Annotated in this window: 25 protein-coding genes; 9 read left to right on the top strand and 16 right to left on the bottom strand. The window is 70.9% G+C overall.

Annotation, left to right across the window (positions count from 1 at the left end; genetic code table 11):
* Positions 1 to 81: 81 nt before the first annotated feature.
* Both ACLJQF_RS02040 and ACLJQF_RS02035 read right to left on the bottom strand, forming a co-directional pair.
* Complete coding sequence (locus ACLJQF_RS02040; RefSeq protein WP_410606459.1) at positions 82 to 1,266, bottom strand: YbdK family carboxylate-amine ligase; 1,185 nt, start codon at positions 1,264 to 1,266, stop codon at positions 82 to 84.
* Between the two features lie 113 nt (positions 1,267 to 1,379).
* Entirely contained in the window at positions 1,380 to 1,538 is a 159-nt protein-coding gene (locus ACLJQF_RS02035) for a DUF6307 family protein (protein ID WP_410606458.1), read from the bottom strand.
* A 271-nt stretch (positions 1,539 to 1,809) separates the two neighbouring features.
* Between ACLJQF_RS02035 and ACLJQF_RS02030 the strand changes: the two genes are divergently transcribed.
* Both ACLJQF_RS02030 and ACLJQF_RS02025 read left to right on the top strand, forming a co-directional pair.
* Positions 1,810 to 2,166 carry an HPF/RaiA family ribosome-associated protein gene (locus ACLJQF_RS02030; protein WP_410606457.1) on the top strand — a complete coding sequence of 119 codons (357 nt, stop codon included), beginning with the start codon at positions 1,810 to 1,812 and terminating at the stop codon, positions 2,164 to 2,166.
* A 59-nt stretch (positions 2,167 to 2,225) separates the two neighbouring features.
* Positions 2,226 to 2,663, top strand: a complete 438-nt coding sequence (locus tag ACLJQF_RS02025; RefSeq protein ID WP_410606456.1) for an STAS domain-containing protein — start codon at positions 2,226 to 2,228, stop codon at positions 2,661 to 2,663.
* A 97-nt stretch (positions 2,664 to 2,760) separates the two neighbouring features.
* On the opposite strand, the gene ACLJQF_RS02020 is transcribed toward ACLJQF_RS02025, so the two are convergent.
* From ACLJQF_RS02020 to ACLJQF_RS02010, 3 genes are read right to left on the bottom strand one after another with little or no spacing between them, the layout of a single operon-like run.
* Positions 2,761 to 3,096, bottom strand: coding sequence for a hypothetical protein (locus ACLJQF_RS02020; RefSeq protein WP_410606455.1), 336 nt, complete (start codon positions 3,094 to 3,096; stop codon positions 2,761 to 2,763).
* A 40-nt stretch (positions 3,097 to 3,136) separates the two neighbouring features.
* A complete protein-coding gene (locus ACLJQF_RS02015; RefSeq protein ID WP_410606454.1) occupies positions 3,137 to 4,240 on the bottom strand; it encodes an AI-2E family transporter in 1,104 nt (367 codons plus the stop codon).
* Positions 4,241 to 4,268: 28 nt separating this feature from the next.
* On the bottom strand, positions 4,269 to 5,228 hold the full coding sequence (locus ACLJQF_RS02010; protein WP_410606453.1) for an acyl-CoA desaturase: 960 nt from the start codon (positions 5,226 to 5,228) through the stop codon (positions 4,269 to 4,271).
* A gap of 233 nt (positions 5,229 to 5,461) precedes the next feature.
* Here ACLJQF_RS02010 and ACLJQF_RS02005 point away from each other — a divergent pair, with 233 nt between their 5' ends.
* The 4 genes from ACLJQF_RS02005 to ACLJQF_RS01990 all read left to right on the top strand — a co-directional run bounded on the left by ACLJQF_RS02005 (position 5,462) and on the right by ACLJQF_RS01990 (position 8,322).
* The gene (locus ACLJQF_RS02005) at positions 5,462 to 6,103 is read left to right on the top strand and encodes a hypothetical protein (protein WP_410606452.1); all 642 of its coding nucleotides are present in this window, start codon (positions 5,462 to 5,464) and stop codon (positions 6,101 to 6,103) included.
* 238 nt (positions 6,104 to 6,341) lie between these two features.
* Positions 6,342 to 7,070 carry a GAF domain-containing protein gene (locus tag ACLJQF_RS02000; protein WP_410606451.1) on the top strand — a complete coding sequence of 243 codons (729 nt, stop codon included), beginning with the start codon at positions 6,342 to 6,344 and terminating at the stop codon, positions 7,068 to 7,070.
* Positions 7,071 to 7,112: 42 nt separating this feature from the next.
* Positions 7,113 to 7,859, top strand: a complete 747-nt coding sequence (locus ACLJQF_RS01995; protein WP_410606450.1) for a GAF and ANTAR domain-containing protein — start codon at positions 7,113 to 7,115, stop codon at positions 7,857 to 7,859.
* A 160-nt stretch (positions 7,860 to 8,019) separates the two neighbouring features.
* Positions 8,020 to 8,322 carry a hypothetical protein gene (locus ACLJQF_RS01990; protein ID WP_410606449.1) on the top strand — a complete coding sequence of 101 codons (303 nt, stop codon included), beginning with the start codon at positions 8,020 to 8,022 and terminating at the stop codon, positions 8,320 to 8,322.
* Positions 8,323 to 8,344: 22 nt separating this feature from the next.
* On the opposite strand, the gene ACLJQF_RS01985 is transcribed toward ACLJQF_RS01990, so the two are convergent.
* Positions 8,345 to 8,983 carry a hypothetical protein gene (locus ACLJQF_RS01985; protein ID WP_410606448.1) on the bottom strand — a complete coding sequence of 213 codons (639 nt, stop codon included), beginning with the start codon at positions 8,981 to 8,983 and terminating at the stop codon, positions 8,345 to 8,347.
* 17 nt (positions 8,984 to 9,000) lie between these two features.
* Here ACLJQF_RS01985 and ACLJQF_RS01980 point away from each other — a divergent pair, with 17 nt between their 5' ends.
* Positions 9,001 to 9,174 carry a hypothetical protein gene (locus ACLJQF_RS01980; RefSeq protein WP_410606447.1) on the top strand — a complete coding sequence of 58 codons (174 nt, stop codon included), beginning with the start codon at positions 9,001 to 9,003 and terminating at the stop codon, positions 9,172 to 9,174.
* Positions 9,175 to 9,178: 4 nt separating this feature from the next.
* Here ACLJQF_RS01980 and ACLJQF_RS01975 read toward each other — a convergent pair whose 3' ends face one another.
* The 4 genes from ACLJQF_RS01975 to ACLJQF_RS01960 all read right to left on the bottom strand — a co-directional run bounded on the left by ACLJQF_RS01975 (position 9,179) and on the right by ACLJQF_RS01960 (position 11,680).
* Complete coding sequence (locus tag ACLJQF_RS01975) at positions 9,179 to 9,715, bottom strand: DUF5994 family protein (protein WP_410606446.1); 537 nt, start codon at positions 9,713 to 9,715, stop codon at positions 9,179 to 9,181.
* A 202-nt stretch (positions 9,716 to 9,917) separates the two neighbouring features.
* Complete coding sequence (locus tag ACLJQF_RS01970) at positions 9,918 to 10,592, bottom strand: BON domain-containing protein (protein ID WP_410606445.1); 675 nt, start codon at positions 10,590 to 10,592, stop codon at positions 9,918 to 9,920.
* A 162-nt stretch (positions 10,593 to 10,754) separates the two neighbouring features.
* On the bottom strand, positions 10,755 to 11,033 hold the full coding sequence (locus ACLJQF_RS01965; RefSeq protein WP_410606444.1) for a recombinase family protein: 279 nt from the start codon (positions 11,031 to 11,033) through the stop codon (positions 10,755 to 10,757).
* Positions 11,034 to 11,281: 248 nt separating this feature from the next.
* On the bottom strand, positions 11,282 to 11,680 hold the full coding sequence (locus ACLJQF_RS01960; protein ID WP_410606443.1) for a ketopantoate reductase family protein: 399 nt from the start codon (positions 11,678 to 11,680) through the stop codon (positions 11,282 to 11,284).
* 439 nt (positions 11,681 to 12,119) lie between these two features.
* Here ACLJQF_RS01960 and ACLJQF_RS01955 point away from each other — a divergent pair, with 439 nt between their 5' ends.
* Entirely contained in the window at positions 12,120 to 13,958 is a 1,839-nt protein-coding gene (locus tag ACLJQF_RS01955; protein ID WP_410606442.1) for a hypothetical protein, read from the top strand.
* 109 nt (positions 13,959 to 14,067) lie between these two features.
* Here the strand turns inward: ACLJQF_RS01955 and ACLJQF_RS01950 are convergent, their stop codons facing one another.
* Positions 14,068 to 14,331 carry a hypothetical protein gene (locus ACLJQF_RS01950; RefSeq protein ID WP_410606441.1) on the bottom strand — a complete coding sequence of 88 codons (264 nt, stop codon included), beginning with the start codon at positions 14,329 to 14,331 and terminating at the stop codon, positions 14,068 to 14,070.
* Entirely contained in the window at positions 14,328 to 15,488 is a 1,161-nt protein-coding gene (locus ACLJQF_RS01945) for a lytic transglycosylase domain-containing protein (protein ID WP_410606440.1), read from the bottom strand. Before ACLJQF_RS01945 ends, ACLJQF_RS01950 begins: the two co-directional genes overlap by 4 nt.
* Positions 15,489 to 16,410: 922 nt before the next feature.
* Between ACLJQF_RS01945 and ACLJQF_RS01940 the strand changes: the two genes are divergently transcribed.
* A complete protein-coding gene (locus ACLJQF_RS01940; RefSeq protein WP_410606439.1) occupies positions 16,411 to 16,986 on the top strand; it encodes a hypothetical protein in 576 nt (191 codons plus the stop codon).
* A 3-nt stretch (positions 16,987 to 16,989) separates the two neighbouring features.
* Here ACLJQF_RS01940 and ACLJQF_RS01935 read toward each other — a convergent pair whose 3' ends face one another.
* The 4 genes from ACLJQF_RS01935 to ACLJQF_RS01920 all read right to left on the bottom strand — a co-directional run bounded on the left by ACLJQF_RS01935 (position 16,990) and on the right by ACLJQF_RS01920 (position 21,461).
* Positions 16,990 to 17,430, bottom strand: coding sequence for a GNAT family N-acetyltransferase (locus tag ACLJQF_RS01935; RefSeq protein ID WP_410606438.1), 441 nt, complete (start codon positions 17,428 to 17,430; stop codon positions 16,990 to 16,992).
* A gap of 374 nt (positions 17,431 to 17,804) precedes the next feature.
* Positions 17,805 to 19,286 carry an alpha/beta hydrolase gene (locus tag ACLJQF_RS01930; RefSeq protein WP_410606437.1) on the bottom strand — a complete coding sequence of 494 codons (1,482 nt, stop codon included), beginning with the start codon at positions 19,284 to 19,286 and terminating at the stop codon, positions 17,805 to 17,807.
* 82 nt (positions 19,287 to 19,368) lie between these two features.
* Positions 19,369 to 20,763, bottom strand: coding sequence for an MDR family MFS transporter (locus ACLJQF_RS01925; RefSeq protein ID WP_410606436.1), 1,395 nt, complete (start codon positions 20,761 to 20,763; stop codon positions 19,369 to 19,371).
* A 368-nt stretch (positions 20,764 to 21,131) separates the two neighbouring features.
* Positions 21,132 to 21,461 carry a hypothetical protein gene (locus tag ACLJQF_RS01920; RefSeq protein WP_410606435.1) on the bottom strand — a complete coding sequence of 110 codons (330 nt, stop codon included), beginning with the start codon at positions 21,459 to 21,461 and terminating at the stop codon, positions 21,132 to 21,134.
* Positions 21,462 to 21,516 lie beyond the last annotated feature (55 nt).

Here is a 21,516-nt window from a genome sequence, read left to right as displayed (position 1 = left end):
GTCCGCAGCACCGAAGTCGCCTCGCAACGGCCGGCCAGGCCGCCGAGGTGATGGCTCGGGTGCCGGGTCGCCTCATACGACTCAGATGTCGTGGACGGCGGCCGGGTGTGGCGCTGGTGGCGGGCTCGGGTGGCCGGGCCTGCCGGTCCCGGCGAGGGTGGCCGATGCCAGCTCTGCCACGAACGCGGCTGGGGATGCTGCCTCGGCGAACAGCGCGCGCTGGCGGGCTGCGCCGGTCAGTCCGGCCCGGACCGCAGTGAGCCGCCGGTCGATCGTCGCGAGGTCTCCGCTGGCTCGCAATGCCGGCCGGAGGTATTCCAGGAGCCGGTCGACCATCAGGTGCTGGGCGAGGGCTTCGCCGGTGAAGGGGTCGATGCCGCGGCCGGAGTAGCCGTTGTGGGCTGCGGCGGTGAGCGACGCGTTGATCAGCGAAGTCCGGACCGGCCGGGGCGTGAGGCCGGCCCGGGCTTCGGCGAGGATGGTGACGACGAGGGCGCGGATCAGGCCGGCGAGCAGCACGGCGTCTTCGGCGGTCAAGCCGACGTCCGCGATCCGGATCTCGACCGTCGGGTGCTTCGGTGAGAGCCGGGCGTAGAAGTAGACGGCGTGGGCGTCGATCGCTTCGCCACGGCGTACCGCGTCCTCGATGCTCGCGGTGTAGGCGGCCGTGTCCGGCCAGTCCAGTGGGGGTTGCGCGGTGGGCCAGCGCGACCACAGGGGGTACCGCCTGGTGGCCCATCCGGAGTCGGCGCCGTCGGCGATCGGTGAGTTCGCGCTGATCGCGAGGAGCGGGGCGAGCCAGGGGCGCAGCCCGGCCAGGATCCGGACACCCAGCGCCGGGGACGGGATGCCGACGTGCACGTGGCAGGCGCACGTGCCGGCGTCCCGGACGAGTGCGGGGAACCGCGCGGCCAGCTCGTGGTACCGGGGTTCGCCGGTGACGCCGGGCAGCCCCGGCAGGTCACCGCACGGCGGTGTCCCGGACGCCAGCACCAGGCAGCCGACGCGGCTGGCGGCGTCCGCCACGAGCCCGCGCAGCCCGAGCAGTTCCGCCCGGATCTCGTCGAGGCCGGTGTGGATACCGGTGGCGGTTTCGATCTGGAAGCGCAGGAACTCCGGCATGACCGCGGGTTCGCCGTCGAGCAGTTCCAGCATCCGGGGCGCCGCGAGCGACACCGCACCGGTGACCGGGTCGGCGAGGACGAATTCCTCCTCTACACCGATGGTGAGGTCGTCCTTTTCCGGCAGCGAAAGTCGCACGCGCACGGCCTGGCTCCGTCCCTCGGTCGGATCCTTCGAGTGTCGCTGGTCCAGCTTCGCCGGAGAAGGGCCGTTGGTCACCCGTCGGGGAACGCGCGGCGAAGCGGCCGGTGAACCGGTCAGCGTGTTTTCTCAGGCACCGTGTCGAGTACATGCACCAGGTGCACGGCGAGTTCGAATGCGGCTTTGTCGTCGAGTGCCGTCCGGTCTTGAACGACATCTTGCGCAATCTTCACCCGTCGTTCGTAACGGGAGACGAACGGAGTTTCGGGGGTCATAGCCCAACCTTTTTGGAGTCGAGGACGACGCGGGCTTGGTCACTCACGTACGAGATGCTCTCGACACCGTCCACGATACCCCGCATGGCGACGGCTTGTGTCGTGGGTGGACTGTGTGCCGCAGAAAGGTTCCTTCGGCCCCCAAGAAGACGACGGATGACCCTGGGAAGGTGAAGACGGTGGCCAGCACGATGACCGAAGGCCGAAGGGACATCAGGACCCCGCTTCGCGGGGGACCCGAGCCGGCAGGCCGTGGAAAGGACACAAACGCATGCTGATCCAGATCAGCACGGACCGGACCCTGCACGGCAGCGAACAGCTGATCCGGCACTTCGAGGTGGAGCTCGCCACCAAGCTGTCGCGGTTCAGTGACCACATCACGCGGCTGGAAGTCCATTTCAGCGAGGAAACCAACGCCGGCGAGGGGCTGGGCCGGCGCTGCTTGCTCGAGGCCCGGCCTGCCGGGCGGCGGCCGGTGGCGGTCAGCCATCACGCGGGCTCGGTCGCCGATGCGTGCCGGGGTGCCACGCACAAACTGGAGAGCGTGCTCGAAAGTGTTTACGGCCGGGCGGACCACCACAAGGGTGGGGACTCCATCCGGCATCAGGACGGGCGCGCTGGACTGTGACTGTCCTCGATGTACTGCATTGACTCGAGCCCTGATACCACCCTCAAGGAGATCCGACCGTGAAGTCCATCATCTCCGCCATCCCGCGTCTCCGCGAGCGCTCGTCCGGGGACCGCGAGCCGCCGGCCCACCGGTACCAGGACCTGACGATCACCGTGGAGAGGCACGGCCGGACGCTGGTCGTCGCCGTGGACGGCGACGTCGATCTCGGCACCGCGCCCATGCTCCGCCAGGCGCTGGACGCGGCGTTGAGCCGGACTCCGCGGCGGATCGTCGTGGACTTGTCGCTCGTCCGGTTCCTGAACTCCGTCGGGCTGGGGGTGCTGCTCGACGCACATCGCCGGGCCGCGCCGGACACCGACCTGCGGCTGGTTTCCACGACGCGTGCGACTTGGCGACCGCTTGAGCTCACCCGGGCGCACGAAGTACTGGCCATCCACGCCTCACGGGCAGCGGCTATGGCAGCGCCGAGATGGCCGGTGGCGGAGACCCGCTGACCACCCGGTCATCGTCTCTTCGGCTGGGCGGTATTTTGCCGCAGGCCGAGGAGTTCCGGCATTTTCCGGCGCCTTCCACCGAGGAGAACCGGGCGGTTCAGTTCCGGGCACGTTCGCCGAAGCCCGGTGGGTGGGCGTCGAGGATGTCGGTGGCTCGCACGAGACCGGCAGGCTCGTCGGCGGCCGCCCCCTGCGGGCGGACGGGCACCCAGGTGGTGCTGGTGTGCTCGTCGCGCAGGCTGTGCCCCGCGACGGTTCCGAAGTGTTCGCGCCACGCCGGTGCCGCGTACGACGCCGGTCCGGTCGGGCCAATGCGGCTGCGGTAGTGGACGATCCAGCCGGACGGGTAGCCACCGCCGTGGCGCGTGGGCCAGGCCCGGTACGCGTTCGGCCTTCCGCCCACCACCTGCCGATCGGTCTGCTCGCCATCCACCGGTGCACCCGCCTTCGCTCGCGGTGCACCAGGTACACCGTCATGGGGCGCCGGGGTCCGGGGCGCGGTCTTCCAGACTAGAACGGGAAGCGCCGGGCGCGGTTCGCCCAGGTGAGTGGTTCTCCGGCCGGGCGGTCAGGCTTCGCACGCCCGAGCTGAAGACGGCCAGGAGCGGCACGGCGAGCAGGGCACCGACGATGCCCGCGGTGACCAGCCCGATGGCGAGGACGACGGCCAGCGGGTGCAGCCGGACCGCCCGCCCGAGCAGCAATGGTTGCAGGACATGGCTTTCGACCTGCATGACGCCGACCACGACGGCGAGCACGATGACGGCCGCCCAGACGCCGTTGGCCACCAGCGCCACGAGGACGGCGATCCCTCCCGCGATCACCGAGCCGATCACGGGGACGAACGCGCCGAGGAACACGAGCGTGGCCAAGGGCGCCGCCAGGGGGACTCCGATGATCACGAGGCCGAGGCCGATGCCGGCGGCGTCGACGAAGGCGACGGCGGCGGTGCCGCGGATGTAGTGCGCCAGGGTGGTGAATCCGCTGCGCCCGGCGACGTCGACGCGGTCGCGCAGGCGGGCCGGGACGGCGCGGACCACGAACGTCCAGATCGTCCGGCCTTGGGCGAGGAAGAAGATCAGGCAGAAGACCGCGAGCAGGGCCTCGGCGAGCAGTTCCCCGACGGTGACCGCGGTGGTGAGGGCGCCCGAGGCGATCGCGGACTTGTTCCGGTCGAGCATGGCGGTCAGGTTGCCGAGCATCTGGTCGAGCTGGCCTTGGCTCAGGTGCAGCGGGCCGGTGCGCAGCCAGGTGTGCAGGTCGGTCAGGCTCGCGGTGACCTGGTCGATCAGCCCGGGCATGCCCACGGTGACGGTGATGACCACGAACGTCACCACGCCGCCGGCCAGGGCGATTCCCCCGACGAGCACGATCGCGGTGGCCAGCCCGCGCGGGACCCTCTTGCCCGCCAGCCATGACACCGCGGGCGAGAACAGGCCGGCCAGCAGCAGCGCCACCGCGACCGGGACCAGCACCGAGGCCAGCCGGGTGGCCACGAATCCGAGGACCGTCAGTGCCGCCGCCACGACCAGCAGGCGCCAGGAGACCGCGGCCGCGACACGAAGCCCGTACGGCACCGGAGAAGAATCTGGGGCGGGCACGAGATCAGTGCACCCCTGCTTCGGAGCGGACCGACATCCTGGCGAGGCGCTGGGGGGTGGGCCAGCGGACCTTGGTGGCCCAGCCGAGTTTCTCGAAGATCCGGATGACGCGGGCGGAAATGTCGATCTGTCCGCGGAGCACGCCGTGGCGGGCGCAGGTGGGGTCGGCGTGGTGGGAGTTGTGCCAGGATTCGCCCATCGACAGGATCGCCAGTGGCCAGAAGTTGGCGGAGCGGTCGCGGCTGCTGAACGGGCGGGCGCCGATCATGTGGCAGATCGAGTTGACCGACCAGGTGACGTGGTGCTGCCGGGAAACCCGCGCCAGCCCGGCCCAGAGGAACGCGGTCAGCGCGGCCCACCAGGAGCCGCCGATCAGGCCGCCGAGCGCGGCGGGTGCCAGGACGGTGGCGGCGACCCAGAGCGGGAAGAGCCGGTCGACGGTGCGGATGTCGGGGTCGGCGGCCAGATCCGGCGCGAACCGGGCGACGTTGGTCTTGTCACGGCCGAACAGCCAACCCAGGTGCGCGTGCCAGAACCCGTGGGCCAGCGCCAGTGGTGAGGTGCCGTAGAGCCAGGGGGAGTGCGGGTCGCCTTCGCGGTCGGAGAACGCGTGGTGCCGGCGGTGGTCGGCGACCCGGCCGATCACCGGGCCCTGCGCGGCCAGGCCCCCCGCGACCGCGAGGGCGATCCGCAACGCGCGGGTGGCGGTGAACGCGCCGTGGGTGAAGTAACGGTGGTACCCGACGGTCACGCCCAAGGTCGTCACGACGTAGAACCCCGTCGCGATGCCGATGTCGAGCCAGCTCAATCCCCAGCCCCACACGAGGACCACGACCGACACCAGAGCGACGAACGGGGCGAGCAGGAAGATCCGGATGGTGATCAGCTCACTCCGGGAATGCTCCTCGGCGAGGATGGGCTTCGGTCCGGGCGGGTAGCGCGGGGTGGTTTTCGCGGCGGTCATGGTCCTGCTCCTGGCAATGGATGGCCGGATTCGGCCACGCTGCCGGTCGTCGTAAGAGCAGGGTCTGGGCGCTCGGGCGCTGTCCCCCTGATCATACCGCTGCGCAGGCTCCAGTGCGGTCTCGTTTCCTGGCCGCGGGGCTATAGTAAGGATGACGCTCCGGACCTCGGCGGTCGTGGTTTCCGTGGCGTGGGCCGTCCGGCTCGGCGCCCGGCCGGACGGCGAGGCGCACGATGGTGGCACGCGGGGCAGGAATCGTCCTGGTCGTCCCCGGCAGTTTCCTGGCCGCGGTCGGTGCACTGCATCCTTCCGCGGACGCCCTGATCGGCTGGAGCCTGGTGGGAGCGGGAGCCGGGGTTCTCGTCGCATTCGGCGAGCCCCGGTGGCGACGTGGGCGGCAGGTCGGGGTGAGCGGGCCCAACGTGCCGATGGGCGTTGCCGCCGCAGCGGCGTTCGTCTCGGCTTGCCTGGTGATCGCCGGCCTGCTGGCCGCGTTCGGCGGTGGCTTCACCGCGGCCGTTCTGATGCTGCTCGCCGTTGGCGGGGTATGGGCCGGGCGCCGCGCCCGGCCAGGGTTGCGGGATGCGTCGGCCGCAGTGCCGAACCCCCACGACGTCCTGGCGGCGGCCACGCTGCCCGCGTCGTCCGTGCCGGTGGCCGACATGGCGACCGAGGAGCTGTGCGTGGCTTGGCGGCGCAGCTACTTCGTCCTGCTGCTGGCCACCGATGAGCCGGCGCGTCGGCTGGTCGTCCAGCGTCGCCAGGACTTTCTCGACGAGATCGAACGGCGGGACCGCCGGGGGTTTCTCCGCTGGCTCGACAGCGGTGCGAAGGCCGGCAGCGATCCCGGTCCGTACCTGACCGCGCGAAGCTGACCGAACGGAGAGGCCCACCATGGTGATGGTCGACGGCGTGAGCCGGGTATCGGGCGCTGACCGCACTGCACCGGCACCTCGCCGCCTCGCGTAGCCGTGATGGCGTGGTCCGGTCCGAAGCCGCGGGTACGATCGGTGCACGCAGCCGCGGCAGCGGTGCTGATCCGGACCCGGTCGGGTCCGAGTTGGTGTGGCGATCACGGACACCGGCCCGGACGGAACTGGATGTGGGAACGCGGTGGCTGAGGTCGAGGTCCTGCGCGCGAGCGTGCTGGCCGCGCTGGGTGAGGGCGGGACCGGTAGCGGGGTCGACGTCGTGGGCCGGGTGTGCCGGGCGTGTGTGCGTTTGCTGCCGGTGGACGGCGCGGCGGTCTCGGTGATGGTCGACGCGGGGCACCGCGAGGTCGTCTACGCCAGTGACGCGGTGAGCACGGCGCTGGCCGAGCTGCAGTTTTCCCTCGGTGAAGGTCCGTGTTTGGAGGCCTACGCCGCAGGCGGGCCGGTCCTGGTGCCGGATCTGGCCGCCGGGCCGCCGCCGGCGTGGCCGGTGTTCGCCGCCGAGGCCGCGGCGCAGCCGGTGGCCGCGTTGTTCACCTTCCCGGTCCAGATCGGGGCGGTGCGGGTGGTGGCGACCCTGGACACCTATCGTGCGACCCCGGGCTCGCTCGACGCCGCCGAGCTGTCGACGGCGTTGCAGGTGGCCGACATCGCCGCGCTCGCCCTGTCGGGGCTGCGGGACGGCGGTGACCGCTGGCTCGACGGGGACGGGCGGTGGATGGAGGGCGCGGGAATGCGGTACCGGGAGGTGCACCAGGCCACCGGGATGCTGATCGCCTACCTGGACCTGCCTGCCACGGCCGCGTTGGCCCGGTTGCGCGCCTACGCGTTCGGGCACGGCCGTTCTCTGCTGGAGGTCGCGGGCGACATCGTGGCCCGGCGGGTGCGATTGGACGAGGAGTTCCGGTGAGGGTCACCATGAAGGCAGCTGAGGAACCGGGAGATGGTGGGTATGGCCGACCGTGAACGACAGGTGACCCGGGCGTTCGTGGCGCTGGCGGACACGCTGGTCGACGACTACGACGTCGCCGATCTGCTGCACACGCTGGTGGAGCGGTGCGTGGAGCTGCTCGACGTCGCGGCGGCCGGGCTGACGCTGGTCGACGAGCGGGGCGGTCTGCAGTTGCTGGCGTCTTCTACCGAGCAGGCGCGGCTGCTGGAGTTGTTCCAGCTCGACATCGACGAGGGTCCGTGCATCGAGTGCTTCACCACCAGCACACCGGTCCTGGTGGCCGACATCGCCGCGGCGGCGGGGCGGTGGCCGCGGTTCGCGGCCGAGGCGGCCAGGGACGGGTTCGCGTCGGTGCACGCGGTGCCCCTGCGGTTGCGCAGGCAGACGATCGGGGCGTTGAACCTCTTCGGGCACTCCGCGGGTGAGTTGTCGGCGGACGATGTGGCGCTGGCGCAGGGGCTGGCCGACACCGCGACGATCGGCATCCTGCACGAGCGGGCTTTCCGCCAGGGGGAGATCCTGTCCGAGCAGTTGCAGACGGCGTTGAACAGCCGGGTGATCATCGAGCAGGCCAAGGGCGTGCTGGCCGTCAGCGGGCAGTTGAGCATGGAGGCGGCGTTCGTGGCCTTGCGGGGCTACGCCAGGCGGAACAACGTCCGGCTCAGCGACGTCGCCCGTGCCTTGGCGGACCGGGCTCTCACGCCCGCGGTCGTGCTGGCTCCGTCGGCGGCTAGCAGGCCCCGCTGACCGTCCTCTGTGGACGATGGATCACTCGGCGGAGCGGAAACCCGCGGGAAAGGTGCCGAACGGTCCGCCCCTCGGTGACCAACGGCCCTCGCGCCCGGGACCCGGTTGCCGCGAGGCTGGAGACCGGCCTTCGACTCCCGGGAGTGCGCCATGCGGTTCCGTGATCGCCGGCCGGACGGTCGTGCTCGTCGACGACGGCGCCGCCAGCGGCATGACCGCGCACACGGCTGTCGGTGTCCTGCGCGCCCGCCAGGTGCGCCGGATCGTGCTGGCCGTTCCGGTCGCCCAGGCACCGGTCCTCGATCGGCTCGCCCGCGAGGTCGACCAGTTCGTCTGCCTGCGTCCGCTGCCCTGGCTGCACGCGGTCCGCAACAGCTACCGGAAGTTCCCGGCGGTCGACGGCACCGAGGCGCTCGAACTGCTGCACCGCGAACCCCGCCTGCCGGACGAGGTCCGCCGGTGACGTCCACGATGGACCACCGAGTTCAGCCCGGCAGGCGCACGGCGATTTCGGCACTCAGGGTGGCACCGCTGGTCAGGTCGAGGTGGTCGCCGCTCCAGAAGCGGCCCGGGTCGTACCAGTTCGGTCGGCGGCCCGGCGGCAGCAGGCCCATGGCTTCGTAGGTCAGCGCGACGATCTCAGCGCAGTAACCGGACTCGAGGCCGGTGTCCCGGGCGGTGTCCCGCTTTCTGGACGGCAGCCGTCCGCCGAGCCACCGGGACGCGAGGCGCGCGGTCGACGGGAACGGTGTGCCGTCGAGCCGGGCGATCGTGCGCAGGGCGGCGTCTTCCAGGTCCGCGGTGATCGGGTGGTCGAGCTGGCGCAGCCAGACCCGCTGGTGGTACCGCTCGGTCCAGACGAGCACGGCTTGGCGCAGGTCGTGCAGTTGGGCGCCGCGGTGGTGGGTGCCCGTCCACACGTCCGGCAGGCTCCGCCCCAGCTCCGCGTGCCACATCAGCGGCGGCAGGTCCTCGATCACCGCGGCCATGCCGACGTGGTTGACCGGGCTGTTCGTGACGACGCGGATCGTGCGGTCGGCCGCGGAGCGGCCCCGGAACAGCCACAGGTCGCCGGTGCGCGTCATGGCCACGGCTTCGTCGAGATCGAGCTCGGTCCCCGGCACGGCTGTAGCCTGGGCCGATGCGCTGGTGGAAGACAGTGGGACTGGCCGGGCTGGTCGGGGTCGCCGCGACCGGGGTGGTGATCGCGCGTCAGGAACGACGGCGCCGGGCCTACACCCCGGACGAGGTCCGGGAACGCCTGCACGCCCGCCTCGCCGCCACGCCACCGGCGTCCGGCGGCGAAGCGGACTGAGGCGCTACGCGTCGACCGGTTCCGCCTGGAGGGGGATCCGGCCGCCTTCCACCTCCCAGCGACGCATGGCCGTGTCCTCTTCGAGGGTGGTGAGCAGCGTGTCGACGGAGTCGTCGTTGCCCCGGCGCGCCGCGGTCATCAGCGCGTGGTGCGCGAGGTCCGGATCGGCGGCCGGGGGAATCACGAGCAGCGTCAGCCGGTGCCAGGCACCGATCACGGTCAGGGTGGCGGGGTGCTGCGACCGGAATCCCTCGAGCCGGATGTCGCCGTGCTCGTCCCCGGAGCGCAGGCGGCGGGGGATGGGTGGCCAACCCGCGAGGTGGTAGGTGACCCGTTCGATCCGGCCCAGCCGGGCGGTCAGCGCCGGCAGTAGTGACGGCAGTTCGGCGCTCAGGTCCAGCGAATGGGGCCACCAGGCGCCGTCGACCCACCCGGTGGTGGGTGCTTCCGGCTTCAGCCGCAGCCGGGGCGCGTGGTGGCGGAGTTCGTCGGCTGCCTGGGCGAAGCGCATGGCATAGGTGGTGTGCGGGACCGACTTCATGCCGGTGCTCCCGTCCCCGGCCGGTGGCACCGGCCGGACTGGGCCCGAGAACGACGTGGGCTTGACCGCCTGCGTGCGAAATGCTCTCGGACACCTTCGATTCTACTCCGGTCAGTGGTGCCCCGGCACGGGTCCGGCGAGCAGCCCGGGTCCACAGTGCTCTGTCCTTTTCGTACAGAGCACTGCGGAGTCCTAGGACGGCTCAGCCGGAGAGCTTCACCTGGTTGTCGACCGCGGTCACGCCGGGGGCGAACCACGCGGTCTGCTCGGCCGAGCGGCGTTCGGCGGGGGTGAGGACCTGGCCGGTGAGGGTGACCTGGCCGTCGTCGACGCCGACCTCGACGTGCTGGGCGAACCCCGGAGCGTGCCGAGCCAGCGCTGCGGTGATCTGTGCCTTGATCCCGGCCGGCGAGACCCCCGTCGTGTGCCTCAGCGTGATCAGGTTTCGCACCCCGCTGATCCCGGGGAGCGCGGCAACCGCCCGGTGGGCGGCTTCGCGCTGGTAGTGCCAGTCCACCGAGCCGCGCAGCGTGATCACTTGATCGCGCACGTCGACCTGCACCGAGTCCTTCGGCACGACGACCGTGCGACGGTCGAACACGGCCATGGCTTCCCGGGCGAGATCCACATCCGCCGGAACGCCGTGGCCGTGCCGGATGAGGATCCGGTCCACGGACCTGGTCACGCCGTGAACCCGGGCCGCCGCGCGCAGCGCCTCTTCCTTCTCGGGGTAGGTGCCGACATGTCCGGCCAGCGTCAAGACACCGCCGTCGACGGTCACTCCGATTCCTTCGGCGTTGACGCTGGGGGTCCAGGCGAGCTCATCGGTGACAGCGGTCTTGAGCTGATGATCAGGCCTGTGCTGGATCAGTGTCATGCCCCTACCGTGGTTCGTCCCGCGCGCGGCGCCTAGAGTCGCCGGACCTCTGTTCCGGGGTCGTTCGGCGGGTGATCCGCAGTGGCGGGGGAGCCGTGGCCGCGAGCAGGACGGAGCGCATCTGGTTCGCGCTGAGGCGTCCGACGGGCATGACACCGGTCTTCATGGGACGACTCCGAGGGTCGCCGGATTTCGCTTCCGTCCACCCTGGGCCGGGGCCCGGCCCAGTGCCGAACGGCTTCCGGTGTCCCGGCGAAGGTCGTCGGTTGCGAAAACGGTTCGGTTCGCCAGGATCACTGCGACCGTGCGCAGGGTCCAGGCCACGCGAGTTCGATGGCGGTTGCGGTCCGGGTCGGCGCTCGACGGGCACGGAACGTCGCGCTCGTTGAGGTGTCGCGCGATGCTCGCGACACTGTGCCCGGCCAGGCGCTGCTGGAACATCCACGCCACATGTGGTGCAGTTCGAGGGTCGGGAGCAAGGCGTGGCCCCGCGGGCGCGCAGCACACCCGTAGGGGCGTCGGTGACCGTGCCGATCGCGCCGAACGACGCGAGCGCGAGGAACTTCTCCCACAGCGCGGCCCAGCCGTCAGTGGCCACCACCGCGGTCAACCCCGACTCCTGCAGGGCGTCACGCAGCCTGCCCACGCGCCGGCTCGGCCGTCCCATGCGGCGAACGTGAGCTTCCCCGTTACCCGCCGAGCTGACGGACCCGGCCGGGTCCGTCGAGGAAGGCGATGACTTCCACGGCGCCCGGCAGGACCGCGCTCCGGCCGATGACGTCGGCCACCTGTCCTGGCGCGTCGACTCCGTTCTGGGTCGTGACGACCGCGGTCTCGCGGCCGTTCAGCGGCTTCACCGCGGTGATCGCGGGTTCGAGCTGCCACGTTTTGACTGCCAGCAGGACGAAATCGGCTTCGCCGAGTTCCCCCGGGTCGTCGGTGGCCCGCACCGGAGCGACCGTGAAATCCCCCGCCACGCTCGTCACGGCCAGGCCGTCCCGCCTCAGCGCCGCGAGGTGTGCACCGCGCGCCACGAAGCCGACGTCATGCCCGGCCGCGGCGAGACGGCCACCGACGTACCCGCCCACCTCCGCCAGCCCCGATCACGGCGATCTTGAGTCCCATGTCGCCGACGTTACCTGTTGATCCAGTAACGCGGCGGGGAGCGTTCGAACGGCTTCGTTCGGCCGTGGCAAGTCATGACCGGACGCCGGATCCGCAAGCCAGACCGGGAGGAATTCACCCACTCGGGCTACATCTCATTCTTTGATCACGGATTGACGGCCGGACCAGTGCACGGGACCATTTGGCCCATGTCCGATTTGGTCCGTCTGGTGCAGCGCCGTCACGTTGATCTGCGCCACCAGGCCAGCGCGCTCTGTAGGACTTTCTGACGCTCCCGCCTTCCGGCGGCATACGGCTGCGCGCGGCGGTTTCCGGGTGTGCGCGGCGAATCCGGTCTTCCCGCTGTTTTGGCGTGCGCTGAAACAGCGGGAAGAAGTCTGTTCTCAAAAAATGGGAGAATCAATGCTGTTGAAATCGCTTCGATGGCGAAAAGTGGCGCTGGGGGCCGCGGCGGCAACGCTCGCCGTCACCGCGGTGACTTACACCGGCTCGTCCACGAGCGCCTACGCCGACGTCCAGACCGTCACCGACGCGAAGACCGCGTCCGACGGCAAGCAGTACTGGGTGCAGAACCACCTGGTGACGAAGGACCTTGCGCGCTCGGAGAGCGGCACACCCAAGAAGTGGCTGCTCGTCTGGGCCGGCGACGAGAACATCGCCGACACGCTCGTGAAGGACGTCAAGAATCTGCCGGGCACGCTGGGCGGTGGCCTCAACAAGCTGAAGAATGCCCTGCCGGGGCCGGACTTCCTCGCCGTGATCGACGCGACGCAGGGTTCGCCGACCTACGGCAAGGTCGTCAACACCGCGACCGTCGGCCCGCTGGTCGAGAACGAGCCGCACCACATGCAGTACGTGTGGCACAAGGGCGACACGATCTATGCCGGGGCGCTGTTCGCCGCGGCGACGTACGCCTTCGACGTCAGCGCGCTGCCGCAGCTGAAGCTCAAGGGCGTCAGCCTGCCGACGAACACCCTCGGCGGAAGCGTCCCGGACGCCTACTGGGTGCTCAAGGACGGCACCGCGTACGGCACGTACATGGGCGGCCCGGTCGTGCCCGGCCCGCACGCCTACGCCGACGGCTCCACCCAGGTCGGCAACGGCTTCGCCGGCAGCCCCGGCGAGGTCGTCCATTTCGGGCAGAACGCCGAGGTGCTGTCGGAGTCCCCGGCGGCGACCCCGCAGGGCGACAACGCCAAGCTGTGCGACAACCTGCCGCAGCTGGGTAAGCCGACGTGCGCCAACCCGCACGGCATCCAGGCTCGTGAGGACCTGAACACGCTCGTCACCAGCGACTACGCCGAACCGCGCAACATCATCCTCGACCCGGTGAAGCAGCCGTCGCCGTACCTGCGCCGGCCGACCGTGCGGACCTGGGACATCTCCGACCGCAACCACCCGAAGCTGAAGTCGGTGTCGTACCTGCAGGACGGCCCGCGCGCCGATCCGGCCGACCCGCTGCACGCCGAAAGCCGGGCGGTCATGGAGACCACGGTGACGAACCTGCCGGGGCACAAGGGCGCGTTCGCCCAGACCATGCAGGGCGGGGCCGTGTTCTACACGCCGGACATCACCGCGGCCGAGCCGCACTGGATCGAGGTGTTCGACGACGGCGCCGCCGGCAAGGCGATTTACCCCAACAACGACTCCAACGGCGGCAGCTCCAACGGCGGCTGGATCCAGACCAGCCCGGACGACCGCTACCTCTACCGGGCCATCCAGGGACGGCAGAAGGGCGCGCTGTCCGCGGACGATCCCGGCACCACCGGCGGCGTCTACGTCCTCGACATCCAGAAGCTGGTCAGCGCCGGCGACAAGATCGAGGACATCCAGGGCCGGATCGACACCAAGGCGAAGGCGCAGCAGGGCGGGGGCGGCGACCTGCCGACCGTCGTCGGCGCGGCTCCGATCAACCCCGGCACACCGGGGGCGGGCCCGCACTGGGGCGCCTACGACAACTTCGTGCTCGGCAGCGACGGTTTCTACCACGAAACGACGTCGCCGCAGCACCTCGCGGTGTCGAACTACTTCGTCGCGCGGTCCGGGCTCGACGGTGACCACAAGGTCAACCTGCTGAACCTCGGGCCGGACGGGAAGCTCTCGGTCGACCAGAACTTCCGGGACGAGTTCACCGGGCAGGTCGGCATCAACTTCAACCGCAAGTCCTGGCCGCACGGAGCCTTCGGCAACGCCAAGCCGCACTCCGAGCTGTTCGTGGTCGCGGACGCGGACGTCAAGTAACGCGGTCGTGAGTGGTAATTCGGGTTAGAACCCGAATTACCACTCACGACCACCAGCCACGGCAAACGGTGACTTTCCCCAGGTCACGCACACAAGTGTCCCTGTAGTACTAGCGCCGGCTGCGCCACCGCAGCCGGCGTCGCTCCTGCTGGGGCACCGACGAGGCCGGCGGGGCCGCGCGCAGGACGTCCCGGCAGACCGGGTCGAACCGGCCGGGCTCCTCGATCATCGGCGCCGCCAGCACGACGTGCCCGCACACCGCCCGGAACCGCCCCTCGTGCCGCCCCGCCGCGAACTCCTCTTCGGTGACGGCGTGGGTGTAGCCGTCGGTGTCGCAGCGGATGTGCACCAGGAACGGTTCCACCGGGCTCACCCGGCCGGGGTGGTCGAGGTGGACGTGGTCTCCGAGTCGGCCGGGGTGTTGGCGGCCGCCGTCGACGACGGCGCCGCGGAGGTGCTGGTCGGCGTGGGCGTCGGCTCCGGCGTGGTGGGCGTCGACGGCGGTGTGGCCGGGTCCGTGGACGTCGGTGTGGTGGTCGGCGTCGTGGAGGTGGGGGTCGTCGAGGTCGGGGTCGTCGAAGTCGGCGTGGTGGGCGTCGTCGGCGTGCCCGGCGGGGTGACGACCGGCGCCGGCGGTGCCGGGACGCCGACCGGGGCGCCGGCCGCGGCGGCGTCCGGGGCGGGGGGCGCGCCGATCGGCACCTGGCTGTCGGGCAGCTGGGCCACCCCGCCACGGTAGGCCGCGGCCCACGCCAGCACGGTGTCCACATAGGACTGCGAGTTGTTGTAGCGGCGCACGGCGATGCGCTGCCCCGCGTCGGTGGAGAGGTCCAGACCGCCCGAGCACAGGTAGCGCGCGGTGGCCAGCGTCTCGTCGTAGATGTTGTTCGGGTTCGACACGCCGTCGCCGTTGCCGTCCGAGGCGTAGCCCTTCCAGGTCGACGGGATGAACTGGGTCGGGCCGACCGCGCGGTCCCACACGGTGTCGCCGTCGTACTTGCCGCCGTCGGTGTCCCGGATCGCGGCGAACGCGCCCGCGCCGTTGAGCACCGGGCCGAGGATCGGCTCCAGCGTGTCACCGATGGCGTTGACGTACCCGCCGCGGGCGTGGTTCGACTCGATCCGGCCGATGCTCGCGATCAGCGCCCAGTCGAGGTGGCAGTTCGGCTGTTCCTTGGCCAGGATCTCCGCGGCGTTCTTGTACGCCCTGAGCATGCTCCCCGGGATGCCGAGCGACCCGGAGATGCCCGCGGAGCCGGCGCGCCCGCCGGGCACGACCAGCGGCTCGGGCAGCGGCGGCTGGGGCAGGCTGCCGTCGACCGCGATCGCCGGCATGACGATGTTCGGCTGCTGCTGCGGTGCGGCGGCGATGGCCTGATCCGGCGCGCTGTCCCCGGCGTTGGCCACCACGACGGGCGCCGGCAGGCCCGTGGTCAGCCCGGGCAGCACGACGAGCGCCCCACCCGCGAGCGCGGCGGCGGTCCGGCGGACCGAACGCGCGCTCCTGCGACGTGGCCGGTGCTTGGGCATGGTCGTCCCCGCTTCCCTCGATCTGTCGCTGATCGCCTCACCCGATCGGCCTCACCCACCGGTACTGACCGGTAGGAGCAAGCTATCCGATGGAACCAAACTTTGGCGAATGCCACAGCCAAATCGGCCCTGGATGGAGAAGTTCGTCTGGATGGCACAAAACCTTCGTAGGAAATCTGTCAGATTCACCAGGACTTAACGGGACGCTGGGGACAGTTTGTCCGACAGGACACCGGGCGCGGTGAGCCTGCAGTACGTCATGTCCGAGGAAACCGCCGGACGAGCGAATCCCATGACGACCTCCTTGCCGCCCCGGCACCTTGACAGCCCCGCTCCAGCGGCCCAGCCGTGGCCTGACGTCCGCTTCGCCCGCTTCCAGGGGCTCCGGCCGGCGCATCCGCGCTCGTGGTCTCGGTCGGCGCGTGCTGACCGGTTCCGGCCGGTGCCTGGCCGCGGTACGGGCGAGCAGCCCGGCGGCCGTGCTCTGTCATCGTGGGCGGCGGTTCGAGTATCGCGCGGCGGATCCGCTTTGGACGCGGAAATAATCCTGGCCGGACGCAATCCGGCGGCATTGGCGGAGCGCGGCGTCCGGACCGTTCGCGTATCCCGGGCGAGGAATCGTCGTTGAAAGCGCTTGCCGCCGGCGTGCACTGAGTGGTCTGGCTTGCCGCGGGGCGAACCCGGTCGCCGTGGGTCCGGTGCTGCATGTGGACGGTGGCGGCCGGCTCGGGTGAACGAGTCTTTACACGGAGTTGAAGCGTTCCTATGATCGGCCGTCCGGACGCGTTGCCGCCCGTCCGGACAGCCCAGGTGGAGGGTTTTGATGGCACGTAGGGCTCCGCGCCGAGAGCAGGTGACCGTCGCCGAGCTGCTGGGCCGGTCCGACGCACCGCGCGACCGTTACCGCGACGAGGACACCCTCGTGCTCCCGCAGGCGCGCCACCGGGAGAAATCGCAGGTCCTGCGATCGCTGACGCGATTGCGGGTGTTGTCCGTGGTCGCGGGAGCGCTGGCGCTGACGGGCGGAGTCAGCGCGGCGGTGTCGATGCCGCCTTCACGCGACGTGGGTGCGGCCTGGCCCCCGGCCGGTTTGGAACCCCCGGCGGTGGCCCTGGTTCCGTTGCCGGCGGACGTCGTCGTACCTCCGGCCAGGTCCGCGCCCGCTGCGAATCCGGAATCCGTAGCCCTACCCGAGTCGCCGACGCCGATTTCTCCGGTGGCCGTCGATCCCGAATCGAATTCCGTCAGCCCGGCGGCTCATCGCGGAACTCTGGCGCGGGCCGTGAAGGTCGTCGACAAGGTGAAGGCGCCGATCAAGGCGAAGCCGAAGCCGCCGGAGCAGGCGGCGCCGGTCCGCCACGAGGTCCCGGACATTCCCTTGTGGTCTCGCGGTCGCCCGGAAAACCCGGACTGGCCGGCAATGTCGGCCGGCCGCCGACCCGCCGGCATGCCATTCGGAGGGCACCAAGGATGCGGCGGCGGCCGGCACCGTCGTTGAGGATCAGGTGCCGAGCGGAATCTGGTACTGCATGAAACCCTTGTCGAGCGCAACCTGGTCGTAGAGCCGCCGCGCGGTCGTGTTCGACGTCCGGGTGTGCCAGTAGACGCGCACGCACCCCCGCGCCCGCGCCCATCCGGCAACGGCTTCGATGAGCGACCGGCCGACCCCGCGCCCGCGGGCATCGGCGTCGGTGAAGAGATCCTGCAGGTAGCAGACGTCGGCAGAGGTGGTGCTGACGTGCGTGAAGAAGTGGACGATGCCGACGAGCCGCCCGTCGGCCCGCGCACCCAGGGCGTGCATCCGTTCCCCGCTCGCGAACTCCCGCCACGCCCGGTCCACGAGTTCCGGAGCGAGGGTCCGGCCGTAGAACGTGTTGTAGCCGGCGAACAGGTTTTCCCAGGCAGTGCGGTCGTCTTCGGTGAGGCCCCCAATGGTGATCATGAATCGAGGCTAACGCCCGGCGGACACGCACCGGACACAACTCACGAGTAAGGTGACGAACCCGAATCGAATTCATAGAATCGCGGAGCCCGGTCGGCGAAAGCAGCGGAGGTTCCTGATGGCGCGCACGGCGCACCGTGCCAGTGGCAGGCCCGTGACGGTGAGCGAGCTGATGCTGCGGCCGGATGTCCGTGGCCGCCGCCGCCCTGAGGATTTGGAAGTGCTCGAACTCGCGTACCGCATGCGCCGCCGGATCGGCCCGGAGGCGGCGGCTCAGGCTCCGTCGCCGGGAGCCCGGGCACTGGCGGCAGTGACGGGCCTTTGGCGGCGCAGGTCGAGGTAGTTTCTGAAGCCCAGGCAGGGCAAGGGAAGCGTCAGAAACCGATCGTGGAAGGCGGCCGGGCGATCAGAGCCGCCGTCCCCGGCTCGACCGCCGCGCAGTGGGTGCCCGGGGCCGGGAGCTTGCCGGTGATCAGGTACTCGTCGGCCGCCTTGGTCACGCACTGGCTGTTCTTGAAGTAGGCGCCGTGGCCCCAGCCGTCGTAGGTGAGCAGTGTGCTGCCCGTCTGGCGGGCGACCGTCTGCGACCACGCGTACGGCGTCGCCGGGTCGTGGCGGCTGCTCAGCATCAGCAGCGGTGGTGCGCCGTGCACCTGCGGTGGGTGCTGCGGGTTGCCGGCGCGGTTCGGCCAGCCGATGCAGCCGGCGACCGACGCCCAGCCCAGCGAGTTGACCTTGACGTCCGGGGCGAACGCCGCGGCCGCGCGGCGGTAGGTCTCGAGCTCGGCGAAGTTGTGCACGGGCAGGCGCCAGTCGTCGCAGAAGATGCTGGGGATGACGTAGTTGACCGGGATTTCCGCGCGCAGCCGCGCCGAAGCCCCGGTGCCGTCCGCGAAGGACTTGAGCACCGACGCGAGCCGATCCCAGCTCGGGCCGTAGGAGTTGCTCTGGATGATCGAGGCGAGCGTCAGCGGTGTGATCGGCTCACCGCTTCGCGGGTCCGTCAGCTCGCCGCGCTCGGCCTTGTCCTGCAGGCCGCGCGTCACCTTGGAGACGTCCCGCCCGTGCAGCGCGCAGCTCGGCGTCCGGTCGCACCACGCGGCGAACTCGCCGAACTCCGCCTGCAGCGATCGGGTTTCGCTCATGATGAAGTCCCACGCGGTGAACTGCGAATGGTCCATGTTGCTGTCCAGTACGAGCGCGCGGACCTTGTCCGGGAACAGTTCCGCGTACTGCTGGCCCATCAGCGTGCCGTAGGAAACGCCGTAGTAGGTCAGCTTTTGCTCGCCGAGCGCTACGCGGATGACGTCCATGTCCCGCGCGACGCTCTTGGTGTCGCCGAGCTCCGCCAGCGGTCCGGTGAGCCGGTTGCAGCTCTCGCCGAGATTCCGGTTGTACGTCGCGAGCTGCTCGAACTCGGCCTGGTTGCGCGGCATCGGCGGGTAGTCGGCGATCAGCTCGTCGAGTCCGCACTTGATCTGGGTGCCGGCGCCGACGCCGCGCGGGTCGAACCCCACGGTGTCGAAGCGCCGGGTGATCTCGGGCGAGAGCGACCAGCCGCTCTTGACCTCCTCGGTGCCCGATCCGCCCGGGCCGCCCGGGTTCATCAGGATCGAGCCGATCCGGGCCTGCGGGTCCGTGGCCTTGCGCCGGGCGAGCGCGACGGTCACGGTGCCCCGGTCCGGATGCGCCCAGTCCACCGGCACGGTCACCGTGCCGCAGTCGACGCCGGGCGCGTCGGCGCACGGCTGCCACTCGACGGACTCCGCCGCCGAGGCGGGTGTCGCCGCCAGCAAGCTCCCCAAGATCGTTGTCGCTGCCACGGCCGTCAACAGCCGCTTGTGCACCCCCACCATCGCCAGTCCTCCCCTTACCGACAGTATTTGATCCACTCCAGCAAATCACCGATCCGATGATCCTGCCAGCTTCCCAGGTGGATCACCCCTTGGCGTCCACTGTGGACGGGCGCTCGGCCCGCCGGAGCCACGCCGTGGCCATCGAGCTCAGCACGCACAACGCCGCCAGCACGCCGAAGGCCCAGCCGAACCCGGTCGCCGGCCCGGCCGGCAGGCCCTGCGACAGCACGATCACGCACAGCGCGCCGCCGAGTGCGCCGCCCACGCGCATCACGATGTTCACCAGCGCGGTGGCGTGGCCGAGCTCGCCGGCGCCGACCGACGCGTACGCCGCCGTCGACGCGGGCATGATCGACAGCCCGAGCCCGGCGCCGCGGACCAGGAGCAGGGCCTGGATCAGCCACGTCGGCGACTCCGGGCCGAGCCACGGCATCGGCACGGTGCTCGCCAGCACCACCAGCGACCCGGTGAGCGCGACGGTCCCGCCGCCGTAGCGGTCGGTCAGCCGCCCGGCCACGAACACGAACACCGCCGTGGCCAGCCCCATCGGCGCGAGCATGACTCCAGCTTCGGCGGGCCCGGCCCCGAGCCGGAGCTGGAACCACAGCGGGAGCAGCAGGACGGCGCCGAACATCCCGGCGCCGCCGAGCAGCACGGACGCGAGCGCGGCGCCCATCACCGGCCGCGCGGCGAGCCGCAGCTGCAGCACCGGGTGCGGGGTACGCAGCGACCACCAGGTGAACAGGCCCATCGCGGCGGCACCGATGGCCGCGAGGACGACGTTGAGCGAGCCGGGCGTGCCGAGTTCGGTCAGCGCGTACACCAGCAGCGGCAGGCCGAGCGACACCATCGCGAGGCCGCGCCAGTCCATCGGCGGCGGCTGCCGGCGGTCGCCGCGCGGGACGTACCGCAGCGCCAGGCCGAACGCGATCAGTCCGATCGGGAGGTTGAGCCAGAACAGCACCGGCCACGAGAAGTGCGCGAGCAGGAAGCCGCCGACGCTCGGCCCGACGACCGGCGCGAGCCCGACGACGAGCGCCAGCGTGCCCATGGTGCGGCCCAGCCGTTCCGGGCCGACGGCCAGCCCGATCACGGTCTGCCCGGCGGTGACCATGACGCCGGCGGCCATGCCCTGCACGGCCCGGAAGCCGATCAGCGAGCCCACGTCCGGCGCGAGTGCGCAGGCCACCGACGTCAGCAGGAACGCGGTCAGCGCGGCGAGCCAGAGCCGTCCGGCGCCGAACTTGCGCCCGAGCCACGGTGTGAGCGGGAGTGCGGCCGAGAGGCCCAGCAGGTACGCCGTCGCGACCCATTGGATTTCGACGAGCGCGACGCCGAGGCTGTCCCGCATGGATTCGAGGCCGACGGCGACGATCGAAGCGTCCATGTTGCCCAGGAAGCCGCCGAGGGCCATCACCCCGGAGGCGATCCAGACGGTGCGCGGGATCGGCGGTGGTGCGGTGCGGAGATCGGTCATGGTGCTGACGGTAAAAGTTCCAGCAAGGTTGAAGTCAATTTCGCGTGGCCCGGGTCACTGGGTTATGCATGAGTAATGCATGAGACGCGGCTGGCGAACCTGCTCGGCGCGGCGGTGCTGCACCTGTCCGACCGGATGACGGGCGCCGCCGCGTCGGCCGCCGGGGTCAGCCTGAGCGGGACGGCCGCGCTGGTCGTGCTCGCCGAGTTCCCCGGCCTCCGCGGACCGGGCTCGGCTTCGCCGTCCGGTTCGTCGCGCTCTAGCGGATCCCCGCCGAGGCGGAGTTCTGGCCGGTGGTGTTCAGCCGCGCGGTGTCGGTGGCGGCCATCGCCGGCCTGCTCGGCGCGGGTGCGGCGATCGCGCTCGTGTCACTGGGCTGACCGGCGGCTGACGACGCTCCGGCTTCCCGCGTCGAGACCCCGGTAGTGTTCGAGAGCCGCCACGGACTCGGTCACCTGCTCGAAGCTGGGCAGTGCGCGTACGTTCGCGACCAGTGTCATGTCCTTGCGCGGGATCTCGACGAAGCACACCTCGACGCCGGCGTGCTCGGCGTGGGTGGCCACTTCCGCCTGCCAGGTGGGCAGGTCGAGGTCGTCGCCGAGCCATTCGTGCAGGTAGACGCACCACTTTCCGCGCAGCAGCTCGCCCGCGATGGCTTCCAGGCCGACCACGTACGGCTCGGTCACGTGCTCGGCCATGACCGTTCCCCGCAACACCAAGGCACTGTTCCCTCCTGCACCCGGCGGTGACCCC

It is taken from the genome of Amycolatopsis sp. lyj-109 (assembly GCF_046548995.1).
GTDB lineage: Bacteria > Actinomycetota > Actinomycetes > Mycobacteriales > Pseudonocardiaceae > Amycolatopsis.
The sequence above is the reverse complement of the archived record's forward strand: the minus strand, read 5'-3'. Positions and strand labels throughout refer to the sequence as shown.

Excerpts from the sequence above, each read along its gene's own strand:
- ACLJQF_RS01980 (WP_410606447.1), top strand. The coding sequence starts at position 9,001 with ATGCGCTGGTGGAAGACAGTGGGACTGGCCGGGCTGGTCGGGGTCGCC.
- ACLJQF_RS01995 (WP_410606450.1), top strand. The coding sequence starts at position 7,113 with ATGGCCGACCGTGAACGACAGGTGACCCGGGCGTTCGTGGCGCTGGCG.
- ACLJQF_RS01970 (WP_410606445.1), bottom strand. The coding sequence starts at position 10,592 with ATGACACTGATCCAGCACAGGCCTGATCATCAGCTCAAGACCGCTGTC.
- ACLJQF_RS01955 (WP_410606442.1), top strand. The coding sequence starts at position 12,120 with ATGCTGTTGAAATCGCTTCGATGGCGAAAAGTGGCGCTGGGGGCCGCG.
- ACLJQF_RS02030 (WP_410606457.1), top strand. The coding sequence starts at position 1,810 with ATGCTGATCCAGATCAGCACGGACCGGACCCTGCACGGCAGCGAACAG.
- ACLJQF_RS02035 (WP_410606458.1), bottom strand. The coding sequence starts at position 1,538 with ATGACCCCCGAAACTCCGTTCGTCTCCCGTTACGAACGACGGGTGAAG.
- ACLJQF_RS01920 (WP_410606435.1), bottom strand. The coding sequence starts at position 21,461 with ATGGCCGAGCACGTGACCGAGCCGTACGTGGTCGGCCTGGAAGCCATC.
- ACLJQF_RS01965 (WP_410606444.1), bottom strand. The coding sequence starts at position 11,033 with ATGTTCCAGCAGCGCCTGGCCGGGCACAGTGTCGCGAGCATCGCGCGA.
- ACLJQF_RS01935 (WP_410606438.1), bottom strand. The coding sequence starts at position 17,430 with ATGATCACCATTGGGGGCCTCACCGAAGACGACCGCACTGCCTGGGAA.
- ACLJQF_RS01945 (WP_410606440.1), bottom strand. The coding sequence starts at position 15,488 with ATGCCCAAGCACCGGCCACGTCGCAGGAGCGCGCGTTCGGTCCGCCGG.
- ACLJQF_RS01975 (WP_410606446.1), bottom strand. The coding sequence starts at position 9,715 with ATGAAGTCGGTCCCGCACACCACCTATGCCATGCGCTTCGCCCAGGCA.
- ACLJQF_RS02005 (WP_410606452.1), top strand. The coding sequence starts at position 5,462 with ATGGTGGCACGCGGGGCAGGAATCGTCCTGGTCGTCCCCGGCAGTTTC.
- ACLJQF_RS02010 (WP_410606453.1), bottom strand. The coding sequence starts at position 5,228 with ATGACCGCCGCGAAAACCACCCCGCGCTACCCGCCCGGACCGAAGCCC.
- ACLJQF_RS01930 (WP_410606437.1), bottom strand. The coding sequence starts at position 19,286 with ATGGTGGGGGTGCACAAGCGGCTGTTGACGGCCGTGGCAGCGACAACG.
- ACLJQF_RS01925 (WP_410606436.1), bottom strand. The coding sequence starts at position 20,763 with ATGACCGATCTCCGCACCGCACCACCGCCGATCCCGCGCACCGTCTGG.